This is a genomic window from Cerasibacillus terrae, assembly GCF_008039555.1.
In the GTDB taxonomy this organism is placed as follows: domain Bacteria; phylum Bacillota; class Bacilli; order Bacillales; family Amphibacillaceae; genus Cerasibacillus; species Cerasibacillus terrae.
Genome location: NZ_VDUW01000017.1, coordinates 1 through 23,322, shown reverse-complemented (window position 1 = coordinate 23,322; position 23,322 = coordinate 1). Strand labels below are relative to the sequence as shown.

General features: G+C 34.5%; 29 protein-coding genes. 26 read left to right on the top strand and 3 right to left on the bottom strand.

Translation table 11 applies throughout. From position 1 onward, the window contains the following. The first annotated feature begins 69 nt into the window (after positions 1–69). The 5 genes from FHP05_RS14940 (at position 70) to FHP05_RS14920 (ending at position 4,876) form a co-directional block, all read left to right on the top strand. Positions 70–762: a GntR family transcriptional regulator gene (locus tag FHP05_RS14940; RefSeq protein WP_147670749.1), complete on the top strand. Its 693-nt coding sequence runs from the start codon at positions 70–72 to the stop codon at positions 760–762. Between the two features lie 203 nt (positions 763–965). Next, positions 966–1,937, top strand: a complete 972-nt coding sequence (locus tag FHP05_RS14935; RefSeq protein ID WP_147670747.1) for a hypothetical protein — start codon at positions 966–968, stop codon at positions 1,935–1,937. Between the two features lie 14 nt (positions 1,938–1,951). Next, a complete protein-coding gene (locus tag FHP05_RS14930) occupies positions 1,952–2,323 on the top strand; it encodes a DsrE family protein (RefSeq protein WP_147670745.1) in 372 nt (123 codons plus the stop codon). Positions 2,324–2,628: 305 nt separating this feature from the next. After that, positions 2,629–4,149, top strand: coding sequence for an AbgT family transporter (locus FHP05_RS14925; protein ID WP_147670743.1), 1,521 nt, complete (start codon positions 2,629–2,631; stop codon positions 4,147–4,149). Positions 4,150–4,255: 106 nt separating this feature from the next. Next, a complete protein-coding gene (locus tag FHP05_RS14920; RefSeq protein WP_147670741.1) occupies positions 4,256–4,876 on the top strand; it encodes a superoxide dismutase in 621 nt (206 codons plus the stop codon). Positions 4,877–5,085: 209 nt separating this feature from the next. Here FHP05_RS14920 and FHP05_RS14915 read toward each other — a convergent pair whose 3' ends face one another. After that, entirely contained in the window at positions 5,086–6,084 is a 999-nt protein-coding gene (locus tag FHP05_RS14915; RefSeq protein ID WP_147670739.1) for a proline dehydrogenase family protein, read from the bottom strand. A gap of 243 nt (positions 6,085–6,327) precedes the next feature. Here FHP05_RS14915 and rbsK point away from each other — a divergent pair, with 243 nt between their 5' ends. Further along, positions 6,328–7,224 (top strand): ribokinase, encoded by an 897-nt coding sequence (rbsK, locus tag FHP05_RS14910; RefSeq protein ID WP_147670737.1) that lies wholly within the window; start codon positions 6,328–6,330, stop codon positions 7,222–7,224. Between the two features lie 21 nt (positions 7,225–7,245). Here the strand turns inward: rbsK and FHP05_RS14905 are convergent, their stop codons facing one another. Next, positions 7,246–7,503 carry a DUF3006 domain-containing protein gene (locus FHP05_RS14905; protein WP_191126376.1) on the bottom strand — a complete coding sequence of 86 codons (258 nt, stop codon included), beginning with the start codon at positions 7,501–7,503 and terminating at the stop codon, positions 7,246–7,248. Positions 7,504–7,622: 119 nt separating this feature from the next. Next, on the bottom strand, positions 7,623–8,909 hold the full coding sequence (locus FHP05_RS14900) for an MBL fold metallo-hydrolase (protein WP_147670734.1): 1,287 nt from the start codon (positions 8,907–8,909) through the stop codon (positions 7,623–7,625). A gap of 217 nt (positions 8,910–9,126) precedes the next feature. Between FHP05_RS14900 and FHP05_RS14895 the strand changes: the two genes are divergently transcribed. The 20 genes from FHP05_RS14895 to FHP05_RS15435 all read left to right on the top strand — a co-directional run bounded on the left by FHP05_RS14895 (position 9,127) and on the right by FHP05_RS15435 (position 22,985). Next, positions 9,127–9,483, top strand: a complete 357-nt coding sequence (locus FHP05_RS14895; protein ID WP_191126375.1) for a DUF3006 domain-containing protein — start codon at positions 9,127–9,129, stop codon at positions 9,481–9,483. Between the two features lie 115 nt (positions 9,484–9,598). Then, positions 9,599–10,294 carry a hypothetical protein gene (locus FHP05_RS14890; protein ID WP_147670731.1) on the top strand — a complete coding sequence of 232 codons (696 nt, stop codon included), beginning with the start codon at positions 9,599–9,601 and terminating at the stop codon, positions 10,292–10,294. Between the two features lie 21 nt (positions 10,295–10,315). After that, positions 10,316–10,768 carry a FosM family fosfomycin resistance protein gene (gene fosM, locus FHP05_RS14885; protein ID WP_147670729.1) on the top strand — a complete coding sequence of 151 codons (453 nt, stop codon included), beginning with the start codon at positions 10,316–10,318 and terminating at the stop codon, positions 10,766–10,768. Positions 10,769–11,711: 943 nt separating this feature from the next. Beyond that, a complete protein-coding gene (locus tag FHP05_RS14880; RefSeq protein WP_147670727.1) occupies positions 11,712–12,158 on the top strand; it encodes a hypothetical protein in 447 nt (148 codons plus the stop codon). Between the two features lie 210 nt (positions 12,159–12,368). Continuing rightward, complete coding sequence (locus tag FHP05_RS14875; RefSeq protein ID WP_147670725.1) at positions 12,369–12,674, top strand: hypothetical protein; 306 nt, start codon at positions 12,369–12,371, stop codon at positions 12,672–12,674. Positions 12,675–13,131: 457 nt separating this feature from the next. Beyond that, complete coding sequence (locus tag FHP05_RS14870; RefSeq protein ID WP_147670723.1) at positions 13,132–13,347, top strand: hypothetical protein; 216 nt, start codon at positions 13,132–13,134, stop codon at positions 13,345–13,347. 169 nt (positions 13,348–13,516) lie between these two features. Next, the gene (locus FHP05_RS14865; protein WP_147670722.1) at positions 13,517–13,750 is read left to right on the top strand and encodes a hypothetical protein; all 234 of its coding nucleotides are present in this window, start codon (positions 13,517–13,519) and stop codon (positions 13,748–13,750) included. Between the two features lie 46 nt (positions 13,751–13,796). Beyond that, positions 13,797–14,249 carry a hypothetical protein gene (locus tag FHP05_RS14860; protein WP_191126374.1) on the top strand — a complete coding sequence of 151 codons (453 nt, stop codon included), beginning with the start codon at positions 13,797–13,799 and terminating at the stop codon, positions 14,247–14,249. A 577-nt stretch (positions 14,250–14,826) separates the two neighbouring features. Continuing rightward, entirely contained in the window at positions 14,827–15,000 is a 174-nt protein-coding gene (locus tag FHP05_RS15440) for a hypothetical protein (protein WP_191126373.1), read from the top strand. Positions 15,001–15,156: 156 nt separating this feature from the next. Then, positions 15,157–16,038: an aminoglycoside 6-adenylyltransferase gene (locus tag FHP05_RS14855; protein ID WP_147670720.1), complete on the top strand. Its 882-nt coding sequence runs from the start codon at positions 15,157–15,159 to the stop codon at positions 16,036–16,038. A gap of 137 nt (positions 16,039–16,175) precedes the next feature. Beyond that, complete coding sequence (locus FHP05_RS14850) at positions 16,176–16,355, top strand: hypothetical protein (protein ID WP_147670718.1); 180 nt, start codon at positions 16,176–16,178, stop codon at positions 16,353–16,355. Between the two features lie 163 nt (positions 16,356–16,518). Then, entirely contained in the window at positions 16,519–16,917 is a 399-nt protein-coding gene (locus FHP05_RS14845) for a hypothetical protein (RefSeq protein ID WP_147670716.1), read from the top strand. 115 nt (positions 16,918–17,032) lie between these two features. Next, positions 17,033–17,518 carry a GNAT family N-acetyltransferase gene (locus FHP05_RS14840; RefSeq protein ID WP_147670715.1) on the top strand — a complete coding sequence of 162 codons (486 nt, stop codon included), beginning with the start codon at positions 17,033–17,035 and terminating at the stop codon, positions 17,516–17,518. A gap of 332 nt (positions 17,519–17,850) precedes the next feature. Further along, positions 17,851–18,291, top strand: coding sequence for an ASCH domain-containing protein (locus FHP05_RS14835; RefSeq protein WP_147670713.1), 441 nt, complete (start codon positions 17,851–17,853; stop codon positions 18,289–18,291). Positions 18,292–18,388: 97 nt separating this feature from the next. Next, the gene (locus FHP05_RS14830; protein WP_147670711.1) at positions 18,389–18,625 is read left to right on the top strand and encodes a hypothetical protein; all 237 of its coding nucleotides are present in this window, start codon (positions 18,389–18,391) and stop codon (positions 18,623–18,625) included. 71 nt (positions 18,626–18,696) lie between these two features. Next, complete coding sequence (locus FHP05_RS14825) at positions 18,697–19,221, top strand: GrpB family protein (RefSeq protein ID WP_147670710.1); 525 nt, start codon at positions 18,697–18,699, stop codon at positions 19,219–19,221. A gap of 569 nt (positions 19,222–19,790) precedes the next feature. Continuing rightward, positions 19,791–19,913 carry a hypothetical protein gene (locus FHP05_RS15670; protein ID WP_269144286.1) on the top strand — a complete coding sequence of 41 codons (123 nt, stop codon included), beginning with the start codon at positions 19,791–19,793 and terminating at the stop codon, positions 19,911–19,913. Positions 19,914–20,093: 180 nt separating this feature from the next. Next, the gene (locus FHP05_RS14820; protein ID WP_147670708.1) at positions 20,094–20,585 is read left to right on the top strand and encodes a hypothetical protein; all 492 of its coding nucleotides are present in this window, start codon (positions 20,094–20,096) and stop codon (positions 20,583–20,585) included. 130 nt (positions 20,586–20,715) lie between these two features. Beyond that, on the top strand, positions 20,716–21,570 hold the full coding sequence (locus FHP05_RS14815; protein WP_147670706.1) for a hypothetical protein: 855 nt from the start codon (positions 20,716–20,718) through the stop codon (positions 21,568–21,570). A gap of 1,121 nt (positions 21,571–22,691) precedes the next feature. Continuing rightward, on the top strand, positions 22,692–22,985 hold the full coding sequence (locus FHP05_RS15435) for a hypothetical protein (RefSeq protein WP_191126372.1): 294 nt from the start codon (positions 22,692–22,694) through the stop codon (positions 22,983–22,985). Positions 22,986–23,322 lie beyond the last annotated feature (337 nt).

Below are 23,322 nucleotides of genomic sequence, written 5' to 3'. Positions count from 1 at the left end.
AGGGGTATATTATTCCACAGCTATTCACTATAATAGAGAATAGAATAGAGAAAAAAGAGAGGAAAGTATATGGTTCGTTACAGTAGGCGATTATCAGCAAGTGATGTCGCATATGATTTCATTCGAAAAAAAATAATTAAATTAGAATATGCTCCTTCCACACATTTAGTGGAGGAGCAACTATCAAAAGAAATTGAAGTAAGCCGTACCCCATTACGACAAGCTTTATATCGGTTAGAATTAGAACAATTGGTGCTTAAACAACCAAATGGGAGAATCATTGTTACACCAATCACACCGACAGAAGCTGGAGATGTCTTTAAAGTTCGTGAAGTATTAGAAGGACTTGTAGCTAAAGAGGCGACAGAAAAATTATCAGAACAGGATTTTCATAAGTTGGAAGAGGCACTCGTCCTCATGAAAATGGCTGCGGAGAAAGATAGGAAAGAAGATCTCGTAAAACATGGTGCACAATTCCATGAAATTCTCCAAACAGCAAGCGCCAATGAGGTCGCGAATCAATTCTTAAACCAACTAAAAAGTAGAATTGCGCGTTATCGAAGAATTAGTAGTTACGCCAATCCAACATATGAACCAGATGTTGTCGTACAAGAACATATACAAATATTTAACCTTTTACAAAAAGGACAAAAAGACGAAGTAGAAAAAGCAATGCGTGCACATATTCGCCGAAGTCTCCAGTCTACCATCGAAACCCTTGAACTATATGTAAAAGGCGTTGCATTGGAAAAAGATAAATAAAGAATAGAATGGTGAAAAATCGTATTCGCCGATATAAAATGTTCTCGTTTTCGAGTGAGGAAAACAAGAGCATTTTTATTTTGGTATGAAAAAATGAGAAAAAGCATAAAATAGAAAGACAACCAATGTCGATTTTTAAAAATTACTCTATCAGTTTGGAAAGTGATAAAAAATAAAACTGCTTTATTTTGAAACAGAGCTATTTGGAACAGGAGGTGGCTCTCGCCGCGTGCCCGAAAACTCGATTCATCGTGAAAACGGTCACGGTGGCTCCCGCCGCGTGCCCGAAAACCCGATTCATAGCAAAAACGGTCACGGTGGCATCTGCCGCGTGCCCGAAAACTCGCATCATCGTGAAAACGGTCACGGTGGAATCTGCCGCGTGCCCGAAAACTCGCATCATCGCAAAAACGGTCACGGTGGAATCTGCCGCGTGCCCGAAAACTCGCATCATCGTGAAAACGGTCACGGTGGAATCTGCCGCGTGCCCGAAAACTCGCATCATCGTGAAATCGGTCACGGTGGAATCTGCCGCGTGCCCGAAAACTCGCATCATCGCAAAAACGGTCACGGTGGCTCTCGCCGCGTGCCCGAAAATTCGATTCAACGCAAAAACGGTCACGGTGGAATCTGCCGCGTGCCCGAAAACTCGATTCATCGCGAAATCGGTCACGGTGGAATCTGCCGCGTGCCCGAAAACTCGCATCATCGCAAAAACGGTCACGGTGGAATCCGCCGCGTGCCTGAAAAGTCGATTCATCGTGAAAACGGTCACGGTGGCTCCCGCCGCGTGCCCGAAAAGTCGGCTCATCGCAAAAACGGTCACGGTGGCTCCCGCCGCGTGCCCGAAAACTCGTCTCAACGCAAAAACGGTCACGGTGGAATCTGCCGCGTGCCCGAAAACCCGGCTCATCGCAAAAACGGTCACGGTGGCTCCCGCCGCGTGCCCGAAAACTCGCATCATCGCAAAAACGGTCACGGTGGCTCCCGCCGCGTGCCCGAAAACTCGTCTCAACGCAAAAACGGTCACGGTGGCACCTCACCCCGATGCCCTTTTATCCTGTTCTCACACGATTTTAGCCAAATGGGAGATTTTCCTACATAAGTCTAAGCAAATTGATTGTTTTTTTTATTTTATTCATGCATTATATACCTGTAAGGGTATTTTAAAATAATGGAGGTTTTCAAAATGAGTCAAACAGATTTATTAATAACTTTAACAGCACATGAAAGAGATTCCAATAATGTTACCATTGCATTTACAATGGGGGGAAAAGCATTAGAGAAAGGGCATTCCGCAGAAATTTTACTTCTATCTGATGCTGTACATTTAGCTTCTAAAGGATATGCAGATAAAATTGATATTGGAGAACCGTTCTTGCCAATAAAAGAATTACTACCTGCTTTCTTAGAAAATGGTGGTAAATTAAAAGTCTGCTCAGCCTGCATGAAACATAACGGTGTAAAAGAGAGTGACTTACTAGATGGAGCAGAAATTGTAACAGCGGACTATGTCGTTGAGGCAGTCATGGATGCGAAGAAATCACTACAATTAAATTAAATAATATAAGTAAAAATAATCTTTGATAAACATGTCAAAGATTATTTTTTTGCCTAAATTTATTTAATTTTTAAAATCACCCGATGCTCTATCCTTAGCACAATTACTAATACTCTTGCTTAAAGACACGGTAGAAAGTACAACCATGCTTCAAAAAAAGTGCGATTAAGTTTCAGGTGGAATAAAAACTCTATCTGAACCAAGTTTTCTTTATCATGATTAGCATATGGATGCATACATATACAAAATAAAATAAAAAGTTGGAGTTCTGTTATCAAAATCAATTCATTTAGGAGGCGAAAGAAATGGCGACTGAAGAGAATGGAAGCCCCTCACGTATTTCACGGATATTAAATGGAATTGAAAGAATTGGAAATAGGTTACCAGACCCTTTTATGTTATTCGTTTATTTAGCGTTAATTGTTATTGTGCTATCCAGTATCATCGCATTATTCAATATATCTTTTTATCAACCAGGTGTGGAAGAAAAGGTATTTATTCAAAGCTTACTATCAAAAGATGGTATTCAATTCATGATCACATCGATGATTGATAATTTTGTTGGCTTTAAACCGTTAGGAATCGTATTAACGATGATGTTAGGAGTTGGTTTAGCAGATAAAGTTGGTTTACTGGAAACAGCAATTAAATGTACCATCGTAAAAGCTCCTCCTTCCTTGATTACGTATGCTGTCGTGTTAACAGGGATTCTCGGAAATCTTGCATCAGATGCTGCCTTCGTTATTATTCCACCATTAAGTGCGATGGTTTTTTATAATATTGGGCGTCATCCATTAGCAGGTCTTGCTGCAGGTTTTGCTGGTGTTGGATCAGGCTATACTGCGAATTTCATGGTTAGTGGTGCAGATGCCTTATTATCAGGAATTTCCACAGAAGTAGTTCAAACGATTGATGAAAATGTAGTCGTTACTCCGGTTGATAATTGGTATTTTATGATTGCTTCTGTTGTCGTCTTATCTGTTATTGGAGCGCTTGTGACTGAAAAAATCGTTGAGCCTCGATTAGGTAAATATACAGGAGATGTAAAAAAGGAATTTACTAAAGTTCAACCAAGGGAATGGAAAGGTTTTATAAATGCAGTAATAGCTGGGCTCATTTATATCGCTTTTCTTATTAGCATCATTTTCCTACCAAACTCTCCACTAACAAATGAAGATGGTGGTATGGTTCCGTCACCTTTTCTAACAGGGATTGTTCCTATATTATTTTTCCTTTTTATCATTGTTGGTGTGACATACGGAATCACGGTTAAAAAAATCACAGATACACGCTCTATCGGAAAATATATGGGAGAAGCAATGCGCGATATGGCTGGATTTATTGTATTAATTTTTTCTGCATCGCAATTTATTTCTTATTTTGAATGGTCCAATATCGGTTCATGGATCGCTGTATCAGGAGCAAACTTTTTACAATCTGTAGGTTTAACAGGTATTACCGTTATTATCGGATTTGTTTTGTTAACAGCAATACTAAACTTGTTCATATTCAGTGGTTCCGCACAATGGGCATTGGAGGCACCAATTTTCATTAAGATGTTTTACTTTTTAGATTACCATCCGGCATTTGTTCAAGTTGCTTACCGAATTGCTGATTCCTCAACGAACGTCATCACACCAATGAATCCGTATATTATTATCATTTTATCGTTCATGAAAGATTACGATAAAAAGGCTGGCATCGGGACACTCATTGCTTTAATGCTTCCATATAGTATCTTCTTTTTAGGAAGTTGGATTATTTTATTACTGTTATTTATTTTTCTGGAAATTCCATTTGGTCCAGGAATTGGGGTTTATTTATAGTAAAAATGATTTTTTAAAGAAAACACTTGACAATATTCCATAGAGCATATAAGTTGTATATAGGCAAAATAATTATACAAAGGAAACAAATGAAAGGGGATAAATCATGTCTAAATTTGTATTACCTGAACTACCTTATGATGTAGAAGCTCTAGAACCGCATATTGATGCGAAAACTTTACAAATTCATCATGGAAAACATCATGCGACATACGTAAATAATCTAAATAAAGCTTTGGAAGGCCACCAAGATCTACAAGAGAAATCATTAGAATATTTACTAACGAATTTAGAATCTCTGCCAGCAGATATTCGTACACAAGTTCGAAATAATGGTGGTGGAACATATAGCCATAAACTATTTTGGGAAGTCATGTCCCCGAATGGCGGAGGAGAAGCAACTGCAGATATAGGGAAAGAAATTGATAAATACTTTGGAAATTTCGATAATTTACAAGATGAACTATCAAAAGCTGCTATTTCTAGATTTGGAAGTGGATATGGTTGGTTAGTGATGGATCATCATGGAGATTTAGCTGTGATGAGTACAGCAAACCAAGACACACCATTGACAGTAGGAAAAACTCCTTTACTCGTTATTGATGTGTGGGAGCATGCATACTACCTGAAATACCAAAATCGTAGACCAGAATTCGTTACAAACTGGTGGAATACGGTTAATTGGGATAAGGTAAATGAGTTGTTTTTAGACGCAAAAAAGAAATAGAACGCGTTTAAAATATAGTTAGTTTTTGTATTTCAAATGTAGCCATATTGATGTCTCTCGGGGTGGTAGCCGAGGGACCTTTTTTTCTTAAAATCGTAGAAATCCCGATAAAATCCCCGAAATCCTGATAAATCCGCTCCATTCCCGATTTCCTACATAGAAAAAAAGTTGCCCGTTGGAAACGGAGCAACTTTTAAAAATTATATCGGTTATGCCTTTTTCTCATTTTTCTTTTTCTTCTTTTTCGTAAGTTTTCTTAGAAGAAAAGCACCTGCAACAGCAGCTAAAACAGTGTTTGTCTTCTTGTTAAATACCTGTTTTGCAACAAGATTCAAGTTTTGTGGACGTTCTGCTAGACGACGCATGAAGTAGCCATACCAATCTTCTCCAAATGGTACATACGTACAGAAGTTATAGCCCTCTTTCGCAAGTTCAATTTGCATGTCTTTTCTAAATCCATAAAGCATTTGAAATTCAAATTTATCATTTGGAATATTATTTTCTTTGACAAATTTTTTCACATGGTTAATAATATGGTGATCATGTGTTGCAATGGATGTGAACTTTCCACTTAGTAAATGATATTCAATTAGTTTTAGGAAATTTTTATCGATATCTTTTTTATCTTGAAATGCTACAGTCTCTGACTCCTTGTAAGCACCTTTTACAAGACGTAAGCGAAAGTCTTTATATTTTTGTATATTGTCTACAGAATTAAAGAAGTAGGCTTGGATAACGGTTCCAATATTGTCATATGTTTTTGCTAATTCATCAAGCAAATCAAAGGAAGTCTGTAAATGATCATAATCCTCCATATCCATATTGACAAAAATATCATAGGACTTGGCCTTTTCCATAATTTCAGTTAAATTCGCTAGACAAAAATCATAATCAATATCTAAACCTAACTGGGTAGGCTTTAAAGAAATATGTGCATCTATTTGATGTTCATGAATGGCCTCAATTACTTTGATAATTTTTCCTTTTGCTTCAACTGCTTCCTCTTTTTCAAAAACAAACTCTCCAAGATTATCAATCGTACAAGAAATCCCATGGGCATTTAGTTTCTTAATACTTTCAATCATTTCATCGATATTCGTGCCTGCAACAACGGATTGTGCACCTAATTTAAGTCCCCAACGTTGTGCTCCTTTATTCAGTGTTTGGTTTTCTGAAAGATAAATAAAAAAATTTTTTACCCAACTCATCTTGGTTACCCCCTAATATGCTGAAATTCTTTTTCTATATCTGCTGTTATTTAATGAATATTAAGTTTTGTAAGCCCTTACTTTCCCTAATAAAAAAATAAAAAGCTCCAAAACATATATGAAAAGGATAGATATAAAATATTTAACAACTCTATTATAATTCATTAATATTAAAAAATCTATGAAAAGGAATATGTTATAATAATCTAATAATATTGCGTATTCACGAAAGGATTTTGAAAAATGAACAAAAACGCTGTCTGTGTGGTTGGTAGTATTAATATGGATATAACTGTTTCAACGTCTAAAATGCCAAAACAAGGGGAAACAGTTCTTGGCGAAAAATATAGAACATATCCTGGTGGAAAAGGGGCAAATCAGGCGGTAGCTGCAGCAAGGCTTGGCTCAGATGTAACGATGATTGGGGCTGTGGGGGATGATGTGTTCGGAAAACATCTACTTACACATTTACAACAGGAAGGAATCCAAATGCAAGGAGTGGAAGTACTGGGGGGGGTATCCACAGGGATTGCTAATATTATTATGATGAATCAAGATAACCGTATCATCGTTGCTCCAGGTGCAAATCAGCATGTAACCCCTGAAATGATAGAAAAAAAGAAACATATCATCCAAAATAGTGATATTGTGTTACTCCAGCAAGAAATTCCCATGAGAACCATTCAGTATGTCATCGAATTAGCCTATGAATCTGGGGTGAAAGTCGTGCTAAATCCTGCACCATTTCAACCTCTATCTAAATCATTACTAGAAAAAGTAACATATATAACACCAAATGAAATAGAAGCAGAAGCGATAAATATCACGCAACAAAATGTACGTATTCAAAGAAAAACCATCATTACCCTAGGAAAATCAGGTGTACAATTTGTAAATAATAATGGAGAAAAAAAGCTCGTCCCAGCGTTTTTAGTTCCAGTAAAAGATACCACCGGGGCAGGGGATACATTCAATGGAGCATTTGTTAGTCAAATTGCAAAAGGGGCGTCTTTACATCACGCGATTTCCTATGCGAATGCCGCTGCAGCTCTTTCGGTGACGAAAATAGGTGCACAGACTGGAATGCCAAGCGAAGTCGAGGTAGAGGAATTTTTAAATAATCAAAGCCAATCGGATTGATCGACCGACTGGCTTTCTACGTTACTTTTTAAATTTACTTCCCGTTTTTTTCGCGCGTAATTTAGCCATTAAATCACTCGTTGTTTGTTTCTCTTGTGTGGTTTTCGTTGTGTCTATTTGAACGATATGATAATTTCCATGTTTCTTCTCGATTTCAAAATACGTATTCACATCACTTCCATCGGGTAACATTTCCTTGTTAACGGTGAATTCCTCTTTTACTTCTTCGACAAGGATGACTGCCATATTTCCCTCAAAACGATCTAAAAATCCATGCATTTCCATCTCTCCTTTATTCACGAGGTTACGATACTTGCCTCTTTAATTGGATAGGTTATGCCATGCTTTGAAAGAAGGTAGGATAAAAACTCCATCTAAACGTAATCTTCTTTTGAAATTCAATTCACACAAGCTAAACCTTCCTCTTTAATCTCTTGCAGTCGTACCTCCCCAATCCCATTGACTTTTGAAAGCTCATCTAACTTTTTATACGGTCTGTTCGCAATCACATCTTCCGCTCGCTTTGGCCCGATATTGGTGATTTTCTGTAGGTCTTCTGCGGATGCTTGATTGATATTGATACAGTTATCGGATGGTGTTTTTTCACTTTGCGTTGTTTTCTTATGGTTTGATGGTGAATTAGTTTTGGAACGCTCTTTCGAAGCAGATTTCTTTTTCCCAGTATTAATGGAATATGTTTTTCCATCTGTTGTCACCAAAATATTGCCATCTGTTGCAGTACCATAGATTTTCACACCAGATTGTTTGAGTCTTTCAATCACATCCTGATGTGGATGACCATATTGACTATCCACCCCAGCACTGAAAATTGCAACTTCTGGTTGAACCGCATCAATGAATTCCTGCCCATTGGATGTATCAGAACCATGATGTCCTAGTTGAAAAACGTGTGATTTTAAGTCAATCCCTGTTCCAATCATTTCCGATTCTGCCTGTATATCAGCATCTCCTGTAAATAGGAAACGTTTCTCGCCATATGTAAATTGAATGGAAACCGATTCTTCATTCGCTTTTCCTGAAATCGATGACGGGTGGACAATTTTTAGTTGCAGATTCCCAATTTCATAATCTTCCCCTGCACGTGGTTCATGATAGTCGATATCATTTGCTAAAATACCTTCGATTGATTTTTGAAAAGTCTCGGAAGTACTTTCATTCCCAGACATCCACACCTCACCGACATCGAATGTATCGATAATATCCGGTAATTGCCCAATATGATCTGCATCTGGATGACTAATAATTACTAAATCCAGTGCCGTAATCCCTTGATCTGCTAAATATTCAACCGTATCATTTCGTTTCCAATCCCCTGTATCGAACAAAATCGTATAATTTTCCCCACCACTTTCATAGGTGAATAATGTTGCATCTGCCTGCCCGACATCTATATAGTGGATTGTCAAAGGTGCTAATGTGTCGGTTGTTTTCTTTGGATGTGTTTGCTTTTTCGACGTTTGTTTTTGTTTCTTATTTTCCTTCTCTTCTTTTTCTTCCTTTTCTTTTTCTTTCGCTTCCACATTGTCTCCGGTGTCCTCAGCTTCTGCGCTAGTTTCTGTTACCGTATCATGGTCATTTTCATTCATATTTGTTCCTGTTTCTTCTACACCGCAAGCAGTGAATAAGAAAAGAAGTGAAACCATTAACATAAGATATTTTCTCAAATCTAGTATCCCCCAAACATTGATGTCTCTTTTTACTTTAAAGGAAATGAAAAGAAAAGGAAATTTTTATGCTGAAAATCATCATGTTTTTGTGTTTTCTAGGGGAATTCTTTCATTTTAGGGATGATTTATTTCTAGATTTTTCGTTTTTTCAAAAATGACTGTGTCGTAAAAGTATTCGATAATGATTAAAATGCCTCCAGAAAGGACGAGTATCATGATGGTCTTTATAATGATGTATTTTCTCCTCCTAAATCAGCAAACGAGCTATCAGGGAGAGGAAATATCACGATGTACGAATTTTTCAGATGAAGACATTTCGAATATAAATATTTTCACCCTTAAAAAGGGAGTAGTTGACCGGTTGGAAGGTGAAGTAGCTGTTATTCTAATAGAAAAAGATAATTTGGAAATCATTTTACCAAAGGAATGCACCCCATACAAAGGTACAGTCCATTCCGTCCTGCGCATCTTTCGCTTCAATAACAGTACCCTCCTCATTTCGATAGATAAAGAAAGTACAGATAAGAGAAAGATAAGGATGCAACAGATGGTAAGAAAAATACGAGACTAGCTTCTTTGTTATACAAATGAAAAATACATAATAGTACTACAAAAAAAAATAGTGGGAATATTACCTAAACATAGATAATTATGTTATGATATAGGAAAAAAGGGGAGAATACTCATTGAAGAAAGTACTTATATTTATTTTCACAATGATAATATGCACTGTTTTGGTTGCGTGTACGGGGGATAGTGAGGAAGTAAGTAATGAAGATGCCGTAGACAATAAAGAAAATCAATCAGAAAAAAATAATGATGGACAAGCAGCTATCCCTGAAGATATCATCATTGATGCGGAAGCTGATCCAATTGAATTAAAAGATCAAATGGGGCTCGAAATCGGAGACACAGGTTACACGGTGACACAGGGGGATTACAACGAACTAGCAATTACATTAAATGGCGTGGAAATGGTGCGAGATATCGGAAAAGAAACAGAATCAGACGATGCCCTTTATTTAATTGGCGATTTCACGTTTAAGAATTTAAGTGATGGTTATTTAACAATAGAAAAGCCAGATGCAGCTAGAGGTTCAGATGAAGAGGCAATTGAGAATGATGAACTAGGAAACAACGGCGATTTACTTGGAATAGGTGATTGGTTTGTGGATGAAAATAATGAAATACCATTAGAAGAAAATCCTACGAATTCCATGTCATTAGAAAAAGGAGAAGTAATAGACCAAAAAATCTCAATTATAATGCGTGACCGTGCAGATGAGTATATGATTGTTTTTGGTTTTTTTGATGGAAACAATAAAGATTATCGAAATAAGGTTACATGGACATTCGATGCAGATAAAGTTGTTGAAAAGTAAAAAGTGTTTGAGGTGAAATAGTTGTTTGTAAAAGGACTTAATCATTTTTTGTTTTCTGTTTCAAATTTAGAAAGATCCATTAAGTTTTACCAAGATGTATTTGATGCCAAATTGCTGGTTAAAGGGAAAAGTACTGCTTATTTTGATTTAAATGGAATGTGGTTGGCACTTAATCTAGAGGAAAATATTCCTCGTAATGAAATAAATCACTCTTACACTCATATTGCTTTTTCAATAGAAGATGCTGATTTTTATCATATATCTGAAAAGTTAGAGAAGTTGGGAGTAAATATTTTAAATGGACGTCCTCGAGATGAAAAAGATAAGAAGTCCATTTATTTTACTGATCCCGATGGACATAAATTTGAATTTCATACTGGTACATTGCAAGATAGGTTACATTATTACAAGCAGGATAAACCACATATGGAATTTAATGATGAATATATTTACAGCAACAGGTCTGATAAATGAATACAACTGTGCTTGAATAGAATCAACTGACAACTAAAAAATATAAAAATTGTATATGTAGCTATTTGGAGGTTTTGTTGGATAAAGCTCCAGTATTGCACTTTACAGAGTACTTCAAGCTACTCGAAATTCCAGAAACACTCGCTCATTTTGATGACCATTTCAGCAAAGAAATATATGATGATATTACGAATTATAGGGATGTAATGTTTGCATTTCTTTCATACATTTTTTGCATAAAAAACCCCTAAAGTAGTTTTGTTTTTTAAAAGTGTCTACTTTAGGGGGAATATATCACACCAAGCGGCGTGAGTCTCTCTTTGAAGTAGATCAGATTACGCATGAACCAGGCGCCATGAGTAAAAAAACCTGACTGTACAATTACTTTATATGTTTTTAATCTAAGATGTCCATGATTTAATATTAGTCTTTCCTCCAGAAAATAAAAGAAATCAGCCATAACACCATATTATGACCGATTTTAAATGACATAAAGATGGAGATACTTCAACTTCTTCGCAACATCCTTCTAAGCAAAAAGATGATTCCAATTAAAGCTAGAACAGTAATAATAGCTCCCGGAATTCCAAAACTACCTAGCATCATGTTTCCTCCTCATTATTTTTACTTAAATTCATTTTAGAGTTGAATTTTAACGATTAATTATTTTTTCGGAAGATTGCTATTATAGTAACACAAATTGATGGATTATGGTATGATGTTTTTAACTTGAATTGCATGAATACCTTTTGAATTTAACTGAGCGAATAATAATCATAAACGATGGTTAATGTGTTGATATGGATGGTTTGTGATGGTCGAGGTGAATTTTATGTTCATTAGAGAAATAAGAAGCGAAGATGCTGAGAAATTTATAAACCTTTATGAAAATGGTAGAAGATAAATCATGCTTTATGCTTATGGAAAAAGGAGTTAAATAACTATGACCCAATACTTATATATTGCTTCACCAAGGAAACTACCTCAAGGTTCGTTCGGTTTGAATCCCGTGTCTTCGAAACAACCTCATATTTTTGCAAGTGAATTAGATTTTGTACATCTTTATTTTGAAAATAATTACGATGAGAAATTAAAACGGAAATTTTCATATAGTCCACATTTCTCATTTGCTTATCAGGTGGCAACTTATTCAAATCATATCCCATTCAAATTTGAATTAATAGAAACTAAAGAAGAAAAATGTTTAAACATATTATATTCCTATTTAGAAAATGCTATTCAATCAAGTGGGATGATAGAGTACTTTACTTCACTTAGTGGCAAAGAAGATCAGGATATTTTCAAAAAAAGAAAAGTTCGTTGGAAAGAAATAAAAACACCTTATGATTTAGTGTTGGAAGACCGTGAATTTTGGGTAATTACATTGTAAAAGCTTTTAAAATGGTTTTAATTTATTTAGTTTAACAATCGGATTAGATTGTTGAACAGTGTCATTGATTTTGGTGGGGGTGAAATATTAGGAATATGAATGCGATTGTGAACAGTAGGATTTAAGAATAAAGTGCTTTTCCCTAATAAAAAAGTGCTAATACTGTATATTAGAGATAGATTATTTAAAAATTATGGTGGAGGGTATAAGATGAAATTGAAACGTAAGTTAGGCATATTAATTTTAGGATGTGCTGTCATAGGTGTTGCATTATATGGATCTATACAAAAAGAACCGTACAGCACAGGAGCGGTTGTTGATTCTGTATGGGATAAATATGATGTCCAAAGTACTCAAATTGGCGAATTTGAGAACCAAAATATTGGAAAACCAGGAATTTACATAGATGTTTATAATGAAGAGGAAATACAAAAAGTGGAGAAATATCTAGTGAAAAACTTATCGAAAGAGGATTTAGAAAAATACGAAATAGATGTATTTTTATTTGAAGAATAATTACAAATCAAATTCTACACAAACGGGCACATTTGCAGCATAAAGTATTGCGCCATAATTAGATAAGAATAGATAAAGGGGTATAACATAAAACGAATTTTAATCAGCATGCTCTTGTTGGTGAGGAAGAGAATAGATTTTATGAATATGGTTATTATCAGAAACAATAAATGCCACTAACATCTAAGGAAGACAATGTCCATCGGCATCATCTCTCTTTTTGAAAACTTCTAAAAATGTTTTCAAAAAGATCTACAGTGTTACCCTATCCTTCATGCGAAGCCAATCTATTGCTTATACTGCATCATAGATTGGCAGGCCAACGATGAAAATTTTGACAATTCATGAATGTTAAGCAATCGGGTGCGATAATGGAATAATGATTTTGTCTTAGGATCCAGCGATTCACCGGATAAGAATATAAATAGTGTATATTTAACTATTTGGAGGTTTTATTTTGAAGAAGGTTATAGTATTAGTACTTTGTTGGTTACTTCTTTTTACCACTTTATCTGCCTGTCAATATAATGGAAAATATGTGGAATGGGGAGAAAAGACGAATAGCAACGCTACTGAATTGTTAGAGAACAATAATATACCCTATGAGATAAGAGATGGAATAATATATATCCCCGAAGATGCCTTTGATAAAGCTATTTATTGTTGTGCGTAGTATGGAAATGTAAGTGGCTCTTATTCTATTAATGAGTGCTAATCCAGAATAGCTTTTTTTCCTGAATTGTAGCATAATGTTGAGTGAATTATGTTAAAATTCAACCAATTGAATAGAGCGTATTAGGATGCTAAATTGTTGCAGTTTAAAAGGAAAGAGAGAGGGTAAAATGGGATCAAAGAAGTTATCAATTACTGTGTTTGTATTGAGTCTAATTTTATTGCTTATTTCGCTTAAATTATTTTGGAATTTAAGTATTTTTGTTGATGAATATGGTTTAAGTCCTGACAAAGTTAATGGTGGGGATTTTTGGCTTTCAATGGACTGGTTAAGATTATTGCTATTGTTTTTGCTATGCGTTGTGTCTGGAATAAGTATTTTAAAAGGCAAACCGAGACGGTGAAATCAAGCAATCGAGCTATATTGTGGAATTGCGAGGAAGGCTTAACATGAGAAAAGTTACTGTTGTCGTTGTTATCTTATTGTCAGTTTGTATATTTAGCGGTTGTAATAATGAATTGTCAGGGAGCAAACCACCCAGTGTCTCTATAAAAATCGATAATAAACAATATGATACCCAGCTTGGTACATACTGTTGGAACGCGGAGTGTGTTGATACCGTTGGACCAGTAGAGTTATTGAAGGAAAAAGAGCCTATACAAGTAAAGGCTGGTGAGCAAATCACATTAAATATGGATTACACACCAAAACCTAATGAAATTCATCTTTCACAGATAGAGAATGATGATGAGGTAGAAATTGAAGTAAATCATAATCAGTTTATAGCTCCTAATGAAAAAGGCACTTATTTTTATGTATACAGTGTCTGGTGGATCGATGAAGAAGATGAAAATTTATCTCACGGCGATGCTTTCTATGCCTTTGCTTTAGAAGTTAAATAATATATTGATTTGCTCAATTAATGGGTGCGATAACCGATTAATTATGTACGATAATCGATCTAGATTGATGACCTCGTAAAAATTCGTCCCCCTTTAACAACCAAATGGCCCGATTGCTAATAAATATCGTAGTAATAAGTATGAAAAATCATTTAAAAGATGGTATTGATTTAGACTACTTTCATATTTTAAATCATACCTATCAAGAATAATGAAATATATATTAGGAAAAACCATATTTTGTTATAGTGTTTTACTACTTATGCGCATAGTCGTTTTTTATGTAATTGGTAGATTAATTGGGCTAAATGAAACAGTCAGTATCACAGTTGCTGCAGGAGTTACTTTTATTATACTTTTAATAGAGGCTTTATATAATCTTAGAGAGAAGAATAAATATAACGATAAATAATAACATTTCGTCCGTTAACGGGTGCAATTACTTTAAGGATTTCAGTCATATTTATAGGGAGAAAATCGTTTCTATTTTTAAAACTAGGCTAGTTCAAACGAATGAAGCTAGCATTGTGCCTATCTATATCCAAATGTAAACTAAAAGTGTTAGGGAGGAGGCTCTATGAGAAAAAGAATTTATATTGCATTGATAATAATTGTTATCATAATTGGAGCTTTTACTTATTATTCGACTTCGCCAAAATTTATTAAAGAACCAGATACTATCATAAAGGATAAAGATGGAAAAATAGTAGAACCAATGGATAATGACAGCGATAATATTGGTCATGAATGATTATTGACAGTGAATAAAATTGTTCAAATCAAGCCAGAATCATGAGTGAAATTAAAACAACTTTGTCAGTTGTAACATTAGATGATTCCAGAATCGGGCCATTATGTTGAATAACTTGATTTATTCTAACCAAGAGATCAGGGGGAGAAGGAATTGATGAGAAGCGAGGAAAGAATATTTGATTTAATAACAAATATTGCTGAAAATGATGAACGAATTAGAGCTGTTTATATGAATGGTTCAAGAACAAATCCGAATGTGCCAAAGGATATTTTTCAAGATTATGATGTTGTTTTTGTAGTAACGGAAATAGTATCTTTCATAAAAAATGATTGTTGGATAAACATATTTGGAGATATTCTGATGGTTCAAGAACCAGATAAACTTGATAAGAGCGTTGGGAAAGATATGAACTTTAACTATACATACGCATATTTAATGTTATTCACAGATGGTAATAGAATAGATTTACGTCTTCAAACACAAAAAGAAATGCTTAGCGAGTACGGTGAAGATAAGCTTACTATTCCATTAATAGATAAAGATGAGATCTTGCCACCAATTCCTTCTCCCACTGATATTGATTACCACATAAAAAAACCAACGGAAGGGAAATTTGAAAGTTGTACGAGTAATTTTTGGTGGTGTCTCCAAAACGTTGCCAAAGGAATATGGCGTGATGAACTTCCATATGCAAAATCAATGTATGAATATACTACAAGGGATGCTTTAGATAAAATGGTGAACTGGTGGATTGGAATAGAGCAAAACTTCCAAGTTTCAACAGGAAAATTTGGAAAATACTTTAAGAAGTATCTCCCCAAATCATATTGGATGATGTACCAAGAAACATATTCTAATTCTGATTATACACAAATGTGGCACTCTATATTTATTGCTTGTGATCTGTTCAGAAACTTATCACAGGATGTAGCCGCGCATTTTAATTATCCATATCCAATAAAATATGACAACAATATAACTAAATTTCTTAGTCACATTAAAGAATTACCAGCTGACGCCAAGAAGATATATTAATCACATAACTTATTCATTGATATTTCCATTAACGGGCGCGATGGTTGCACAGTGATGGTGCCTTTTTTACAAACGGACCAGATTGTGATAGAAATGCTTTACTGGTGAAATGAGTAAATAAAGAAAGGGGGTCTGATATGACTATGACTCTTATTATAATTGCATCTATGTTTATATGGATTGTAGCAATTAATGAGCTAATCAAGCCTTCAAAGAAGCAGAATGACCGAAAAATCATTATTTTAACTTCTTTCGGCACATTATCAACATTGATTATTACTGTTTCACTTTTTCAGAGCTTTCCACTATTCAATTAACGGGACGCTATACTCTAGTAAAGATTAGCACCAGTACTACATATAAAAGCTATTTAATTAAAAAAGAAAATTGTAAGGCAGGTTAAATAACATGGTGTGGGTTATATTTTTCTACATAGTTATCATATTATTACTCCTCAAAATAACTACTTGGATAATAGGATTGGGGTATGTAATTGCAGTATTGATAGATATTATGGTCTTAGGTGGATTTGCAATTTACTATGCCCACAATGAATGGTTCATAAATATTGCGAGTGGAAAAGCTGTATATTTTTGGGATGTTTTATTATTCGCCTTGATCGGTTTTATTTATGGCATTATTGTCATGTTAGGAACGAGGAAATTCCCGAGAATAGCTGGGATATTTCACTATGTAATAGCTTGGATCATAAGTGGTTTTATTTATTTGATTATTAATTATGGGATTTTCGATGGACTCGGTTCCCTATTAAACAATGAGCAAATAAATATAGTTATTCATATCATAATCATCTCTATTCTCTCATTATTTATATTTAATTCCAGAATACGCATATTTAAACAACAAAACGATTTTTAGGAAATACTAATGTTGTTCAAATATTTGTGCAAATAAATGTAACTGGTATTGATAATGCCGCATAAAGTTTTCGCTGCAAACGGACCAGATAGTTTAGGAAAAGGGGGGAAATAAAATGGGCTTTATAATTCGTGAAATGAAAAAAGAAGATACTAAGCAGGTTCAGGATGTGGCGAAAAAAAGCTGGAATTCAACTTATGATGGAATAATACCACACAATGTACAGGAAAACTTTTTGAAAACTGCTTATAGTGATGAAATGATGGAAAAACGATTAAAAGGGTCATTTATTTTTGTAGCAGAAATTGAAAATGAAGTAGTTGGTTTTGCCAACTTCACAATAGTAAACGATGAAGGGCAATCAGAATTAAGTGCAATCTATATCTACCCCGACTATCAAGGTAAGGGCATAGGTACTGCATTATTGCAAAAAGGCATCAAGGAATTAGAAAATGTCAAAGAAATTTATATTGATGTTGAGAAAGAAAATAATATTGGAAAAAATTTTTATGAAGCAAAAGGATTTAGGAAAATTAAGGCATTCGATGATAATTTTGATGGGCATATTCTGAAAACAATTCAAATGTGTTTAACAGTATAATATGAAGGCAATCGGACGCAGTTATTGAAGAAGAAGTTCCTTTCGTATCATTTCCAATCGGACAGGAATGATTGGCCGGTACGCTCCTGGTCGCTCTTAATCTCACAATTTCGCCTGTTATACGGAATCAAGTCCCAACCAGCTTCAAACATGTTTATACAAAAAGGGGATGGACAGTATCGCAGTCGGGGTCATTGTCCCACTAGCCTGATTATCCTATCCCAGCTATCTTAATCATAAAATCTATTAAAAATAGGTCAACCAGAAATAACTGGCTGACCATATAAAATGACCGAGCCATTTAATTGAATAAAAATATGGAGGTATAAACTATGAATCAAGCTGCTCAAGTGTACTGGAATGAATATTGGAAAGATAGAAATAAACCTCAGTCCGTTAGTGCATGGCAGTTTGGGGCTGATCCTAATACTCTTGCAAAACTGGTGATAGATGGCATTAAAACTGCCACATGCTCTGGATATATATTTTATGAGCTAGAAAATGAGCCACTTCCAGCAACAGGAGATTACAATATTATTTTAAATAGTGACGACAAGCCTGTAGCAATCACTAAGACGTTAGAGGTCACGATAACCCCAATGAATGAGGTCAGTGAAGAGTTTGCTATTGCAGAAGGAGAAGGAGATAGAACTTACCAATATTGGTGGAATGAACATGAAAGATTCTTTAGAAAAGAACTAAATGCAATCGGACGTGAATTTTCGGAAGATATGCTGCTTGTTTGTGAACGTTTTGAAGTAATTCATGTATAAAATGAACAATCTACTAATTCTTAAGCACTTGAGTGTAGTAACCGAACAATGGTCGTGACGGTAACGTGCTATCTTGCAAGAGGAGGAAAATGGTGTTATGAAACTTTTCAAGCCGATGGGTGAAAAAGAATCATCTAACTGGAAAAAGGGGGCTATTGTTGGTTTTTATACTTACGTGTTAATATCTGCAGTGAACTACTTTTATTATTTAGCAACGGAAAACAGCCTATTTTCTCCATCTTTTGTTTTTTGGAGTGGTTTATTAGTTGCCTTTTTATTTGAATTAATTTTTAATCTTAAATACAAAAGACAATCCGATATCAAGTCAAAATAAATGAGTAGGATGTTACAGAATCGGGTACTTTTGTTGAAGGATATCGAAAGAAAGAGAGAGGATAATTTTAATTGAGGAAAGTCGAGGTAACACCGTATAACAAAAATTGGCCCTTGATGTATGAAGAAGAAGCAAAGAAATTACGTGAGATTTTTGGGCCTGAAATAATTGAAATTTATCATATTGGCAGTACGTCCATAGATGGACTAATAGCAAAGCCTGTCATTGACATAATGCCTGTAGTTAAAGATGTTGATCGAGTTGATGACTTTAATCCCACAATGATTGATATTGGTTATGAACCAAAAGGAGAAAACGGGCTACCGGGTCGCCGATTTTTCCAAAAGGGTGGAGATGAGCGAACTCATCATATCCATTTTTATGGGATAGGCGACGCTGAAATCGAGCGTCATCTAGCATTTCGCAATTATTTGCGCACGCATCCTGATGCTGTGAATAAATATGGTAGCTTAAAAAAAGAACTGTCCCAACGCTTTCCCAATGACATTGAGGCCTACATAAGCGGGAAAGAACAGCTGGTTTTGGAGATTCAGAAAAAGGCGATGGACTGGTGCCAAGGTTCAAGCATTGATTAAGGTAGGTTATAAGCACACAAAATAAAGACTATTAGTTAAACTAATGGCTGTAATAATAGAATAAGAAAATACGCCATTAATTGAAGAATTGGGCTAGAACGGAGAGGAAAAAGAAGTTAGTATGAACAAAAACGATGAAAACCAATTACCTTGGTATCTAAGGAATACGCCATTTTTTATCATATCATTACTTTTTGTACCTGTTGCGCTAATTATATTGACTATAAAAGGAAAACAAATAAATAGAGATATATTGTCTAATAGACTTTTTATATCAGGGATGTTTTCTGTTATTTTTATACTCAAATTTTTACCTAAAAGCGGATTCACCATTACTATCTCCATTTTATTTTATTTGTTTACTGGCTTACTCTTGATATTGAAACTTTCGGCAACTGCCAAAAATAATCAATCATCATAGTGGGTCATGCAATGGTATTTAATAAAAAGATTGTTCCACAATCGGGCGCGATTGTTGCACAGGGATGGTGCCTTTTTTACAAACGGACCAGATTGTGATAGAAATGCTTTACTGGTGAAATGAGTACATAAAGAAAGGGGTGTCTGATATGACTATGACTCTTATTATAATTGCATCTATGTTTATTTGGATCGCAGCAATTAATGAGCTAATCAAGCCTTCCAAGAAGCAGAATGACCGAAAAAATTTGGAGGAATGTTATTGTGAATGATGCCAATCAAAATGTATATGTTGGTGATGGAAATATTCGACTTTACACATATGAAAATCATATAGCAAAAAAACTAATAGGGTTATGAGTAAACATATTCATGAATTCAATAGCAAAGATTTTGTTAAAAAATCTATAGAATTATTTCATTTATTAACTTACTTGGATGTTAGTGAAAAATTGAAGAGTATCCAAGAGATTATCCCAAATGAACCTGGTGATTTTTTAGTTACCATAAATGAGAAGGATATACTATATGAAGTAGTAACGGTATTCGGTGATAAAGAGGCAAAAGAAATTACAGATTTAGTTAAAGAGATTCTAAAGATAAAGGATACATCACAAGACGATACATATAAATTTCCAGTGATGAATGCAGATAAACTTAATGCCCAGTTTAAAAAAGTCTTACGTAATAAAAAAGATAAATCATATTTTTTTGATTATGAGTGTACAGTTTTATTACTAGTTACTTCTGAATACGATAGATGCGGAACAGTTCCATGGTATCTAGTCGAGAACATGGAGGAGAATGTCAATGAATTTGTCAATACAACACAATCCACAATAAAAATGATGAATTATTATAGAGCGGGTATGGAAGGGAACCCAGTAACTGGTGACATCGAAAGTGAAATAGATTTGTATAATAAATGTTTTAACACAAAATAAAACTTAAGATTAGTTTGCTGTGATGATGGGCATATTGATTTCATTTAAAGCAATCAGGGGATAATTATTGAATAAATATTGTACTGTACTCGTCCAAAAGGTTGAAGTTACTTTATAAGGGGGATGTATCGTGAGGGATGTACTTGAAGATTTCCTTATTGCTGGAGAAGAAATAGATGAACTCAATAGTGAAGGTTTTTTTGGTTTAGAAGCAAAAGAACTATTGATGAAACGTGATGGAATGAACACTTCACAATATTTATATAAATCAATTAAAATATGGCTAGAAAGTAATTCTGATAAAGCTCAAACTAAACATCTTATTAAAATACTCTTCCGTTTATATATCAACTCTTTAAAAGTTAATCCACAAAAAGTTATAGATATTTTAGATGCATTTTGGCGTGGGACATCTGAACAGCCGCATATCGAGGGTCTGTCCGCCTATACAGAGTTTTCCCGTCTATTTACAGAAGCAAAAGAATCATTAAATGATCCAACTTTAGGAACAAGTGCTGCAACAAAAAGAAGAGTAACTTCAAATATTTCCAATTCCTACTCAAAAGGTGTTGAATTCATCGGTAAGACATTAGTAAATTTAATCGCTATCGCAAAAGTTGCGAATAATGAAGAATTCAATATGTACCGGGACTCAAAATTGAGGTTATTCGATAAAGTAAAGAAGTTTAATAGATTAACTAATAATCAATATCGAGATATAACGGATATAATAAATAGATATGTTAGAAATGCAGAAGCGCACTTAAGTCTTACTTTCAGTACAGCCAGAAGTAAGTTTGTACTTAGAAAAAGAGAAAATGGAAGATTAGTAAATGATTATATAACAATTGAAGAAATGCTTTTAAAGTTGTTTCCTTCGGTTGGGGCATACGCCCAAGCATTCGTATACTCTGGATCACTTCTTGTTATTGCGTTCGATGACAAAGAACTTTTTAAAAAGACAATACATGAAATATATATGTAAATTTAATAGCTATATAAATATTGCTTATAATTAGTCTTGCACCTTCTATGGTACTCAAGAAAAGGGCGCAGATTGTGGAAGACTAAAGTCTGGAAAAATTGTACTAATGTAAATAACAAATGTATATAAGACTCGATATTCTGATTACACTTAGAAACAAAGAATACTTATATCTAAAGAAATAAACAAATTGCTCGAAAGAGTTACTACTTATACATTAGATATAATAATATCATGTTTCTATCTGAAGTATTGTTTGATGAGCCGAGTGATGCCATCATAATATTTGTGAACCGAACTATTAAAGCGTGTAAAGTGAACATTTTCTCTAATTTCAAACCTTGATATGAGGAGATTGAGGTAGATTGAGTATGCATGAAGTAGGTTTGTAGTTTTAAAACGTTAATAAAGCTGTCATAGCAATACGTAAAGCACTCTTAGTGACTCGTCTAAAGAGTGCTTTTTCGTGTTAAACATGACGTTATTCCCCTTGCATTTGAAAAAATATCCACTTGTAAAGTGAATGCATGACTTTTTTGCGGGATGCAATCCTCATATAAGTGTTAATCGTTATTGTTGTTTGGATGTCACTATGCCCAAAACAAGTTTAAACGTCCTGTAAACTTGTCCGAGCTTCCAATAGTAAAGAAATGAATGCCAGTATGAATAATATCTTTTTATTATATCAGGATGAGATGGACGAGTTAGAGCAAGCTACTAGATGAGCAAGTGAAACTATCAGATCGTTTGTATGGGGATGAAAGTAATCACGAACTATATTAATGAAATAAACAAGCTGATGTAAAATACTGAATTGGCAATGCTGTGCGAATGGAAATGCGTCCATATCACAAAAAATTAAAAGCACCAACGCGGCATTTTAAAAGTAACCGCGGCATTCAAACGGGTAAATATTACGATTACTCTCACTCACTAGATTTTCTATCAAGAGAATTTCATAAAGCGATTCCCTATTTATATAGTTCCATACAAAAAACACTCTAATAGCAGAGAGAGAAATATTGAAGAATTTGTTAGAATAATGGAAGGATATAAGATTGAAAAGGAGAGAGTAATCGTGAAGGTTGTTGTTAATCGAGTAAGATGTAAGTAGTGTCATAATGTCATATCGTCGAGTTATCGTCACGACTTTAGATGATATGCATGTAATGCCATTTTTATTGATGGTGGTACAGATTATCAGCGTTTTGGTTGGGGTGGTACAAATCCAAATGCAGGAAAATCAGATGCGATGGATTATATTGATTTTAGTCTATCAATCTATCAAAGTACAGGGGGAGAAACAAGATAGTTTAGACGATGTGTTAGATTTGGTAAAAGACATTGCTCAACAGGTTGAAGCACTTAAAACACATAAAAGTATTTTAAAGGATAATATACTTCAAAACAATTGATCACATTATAAACTTTCTAACATGGGAGACATACCTTTAAAGGGAGACTCTTTTAAGAAAATGATTGAGGCTCAGACGTTAACTCCACTGGAGGTATTTCTTGAAAAAGTTTATGATAAAATGAGACAGGTTGAGACCTTCATTGGAGAAATAATTCACTAGAAAAAATGCTTTTTAAAGGAGAAGTAAGCATGATTACATCAGATGAAATCACTAGCATTGCATTAATTAAGTCTGTTGATTCAAAATACTAACAATGTTCAATAATTTAATGTCCATACAATAAAAAAATCCTTTACAATGGAAGTACAGGTGGTTTCCTGTCCAAATCCAAAGC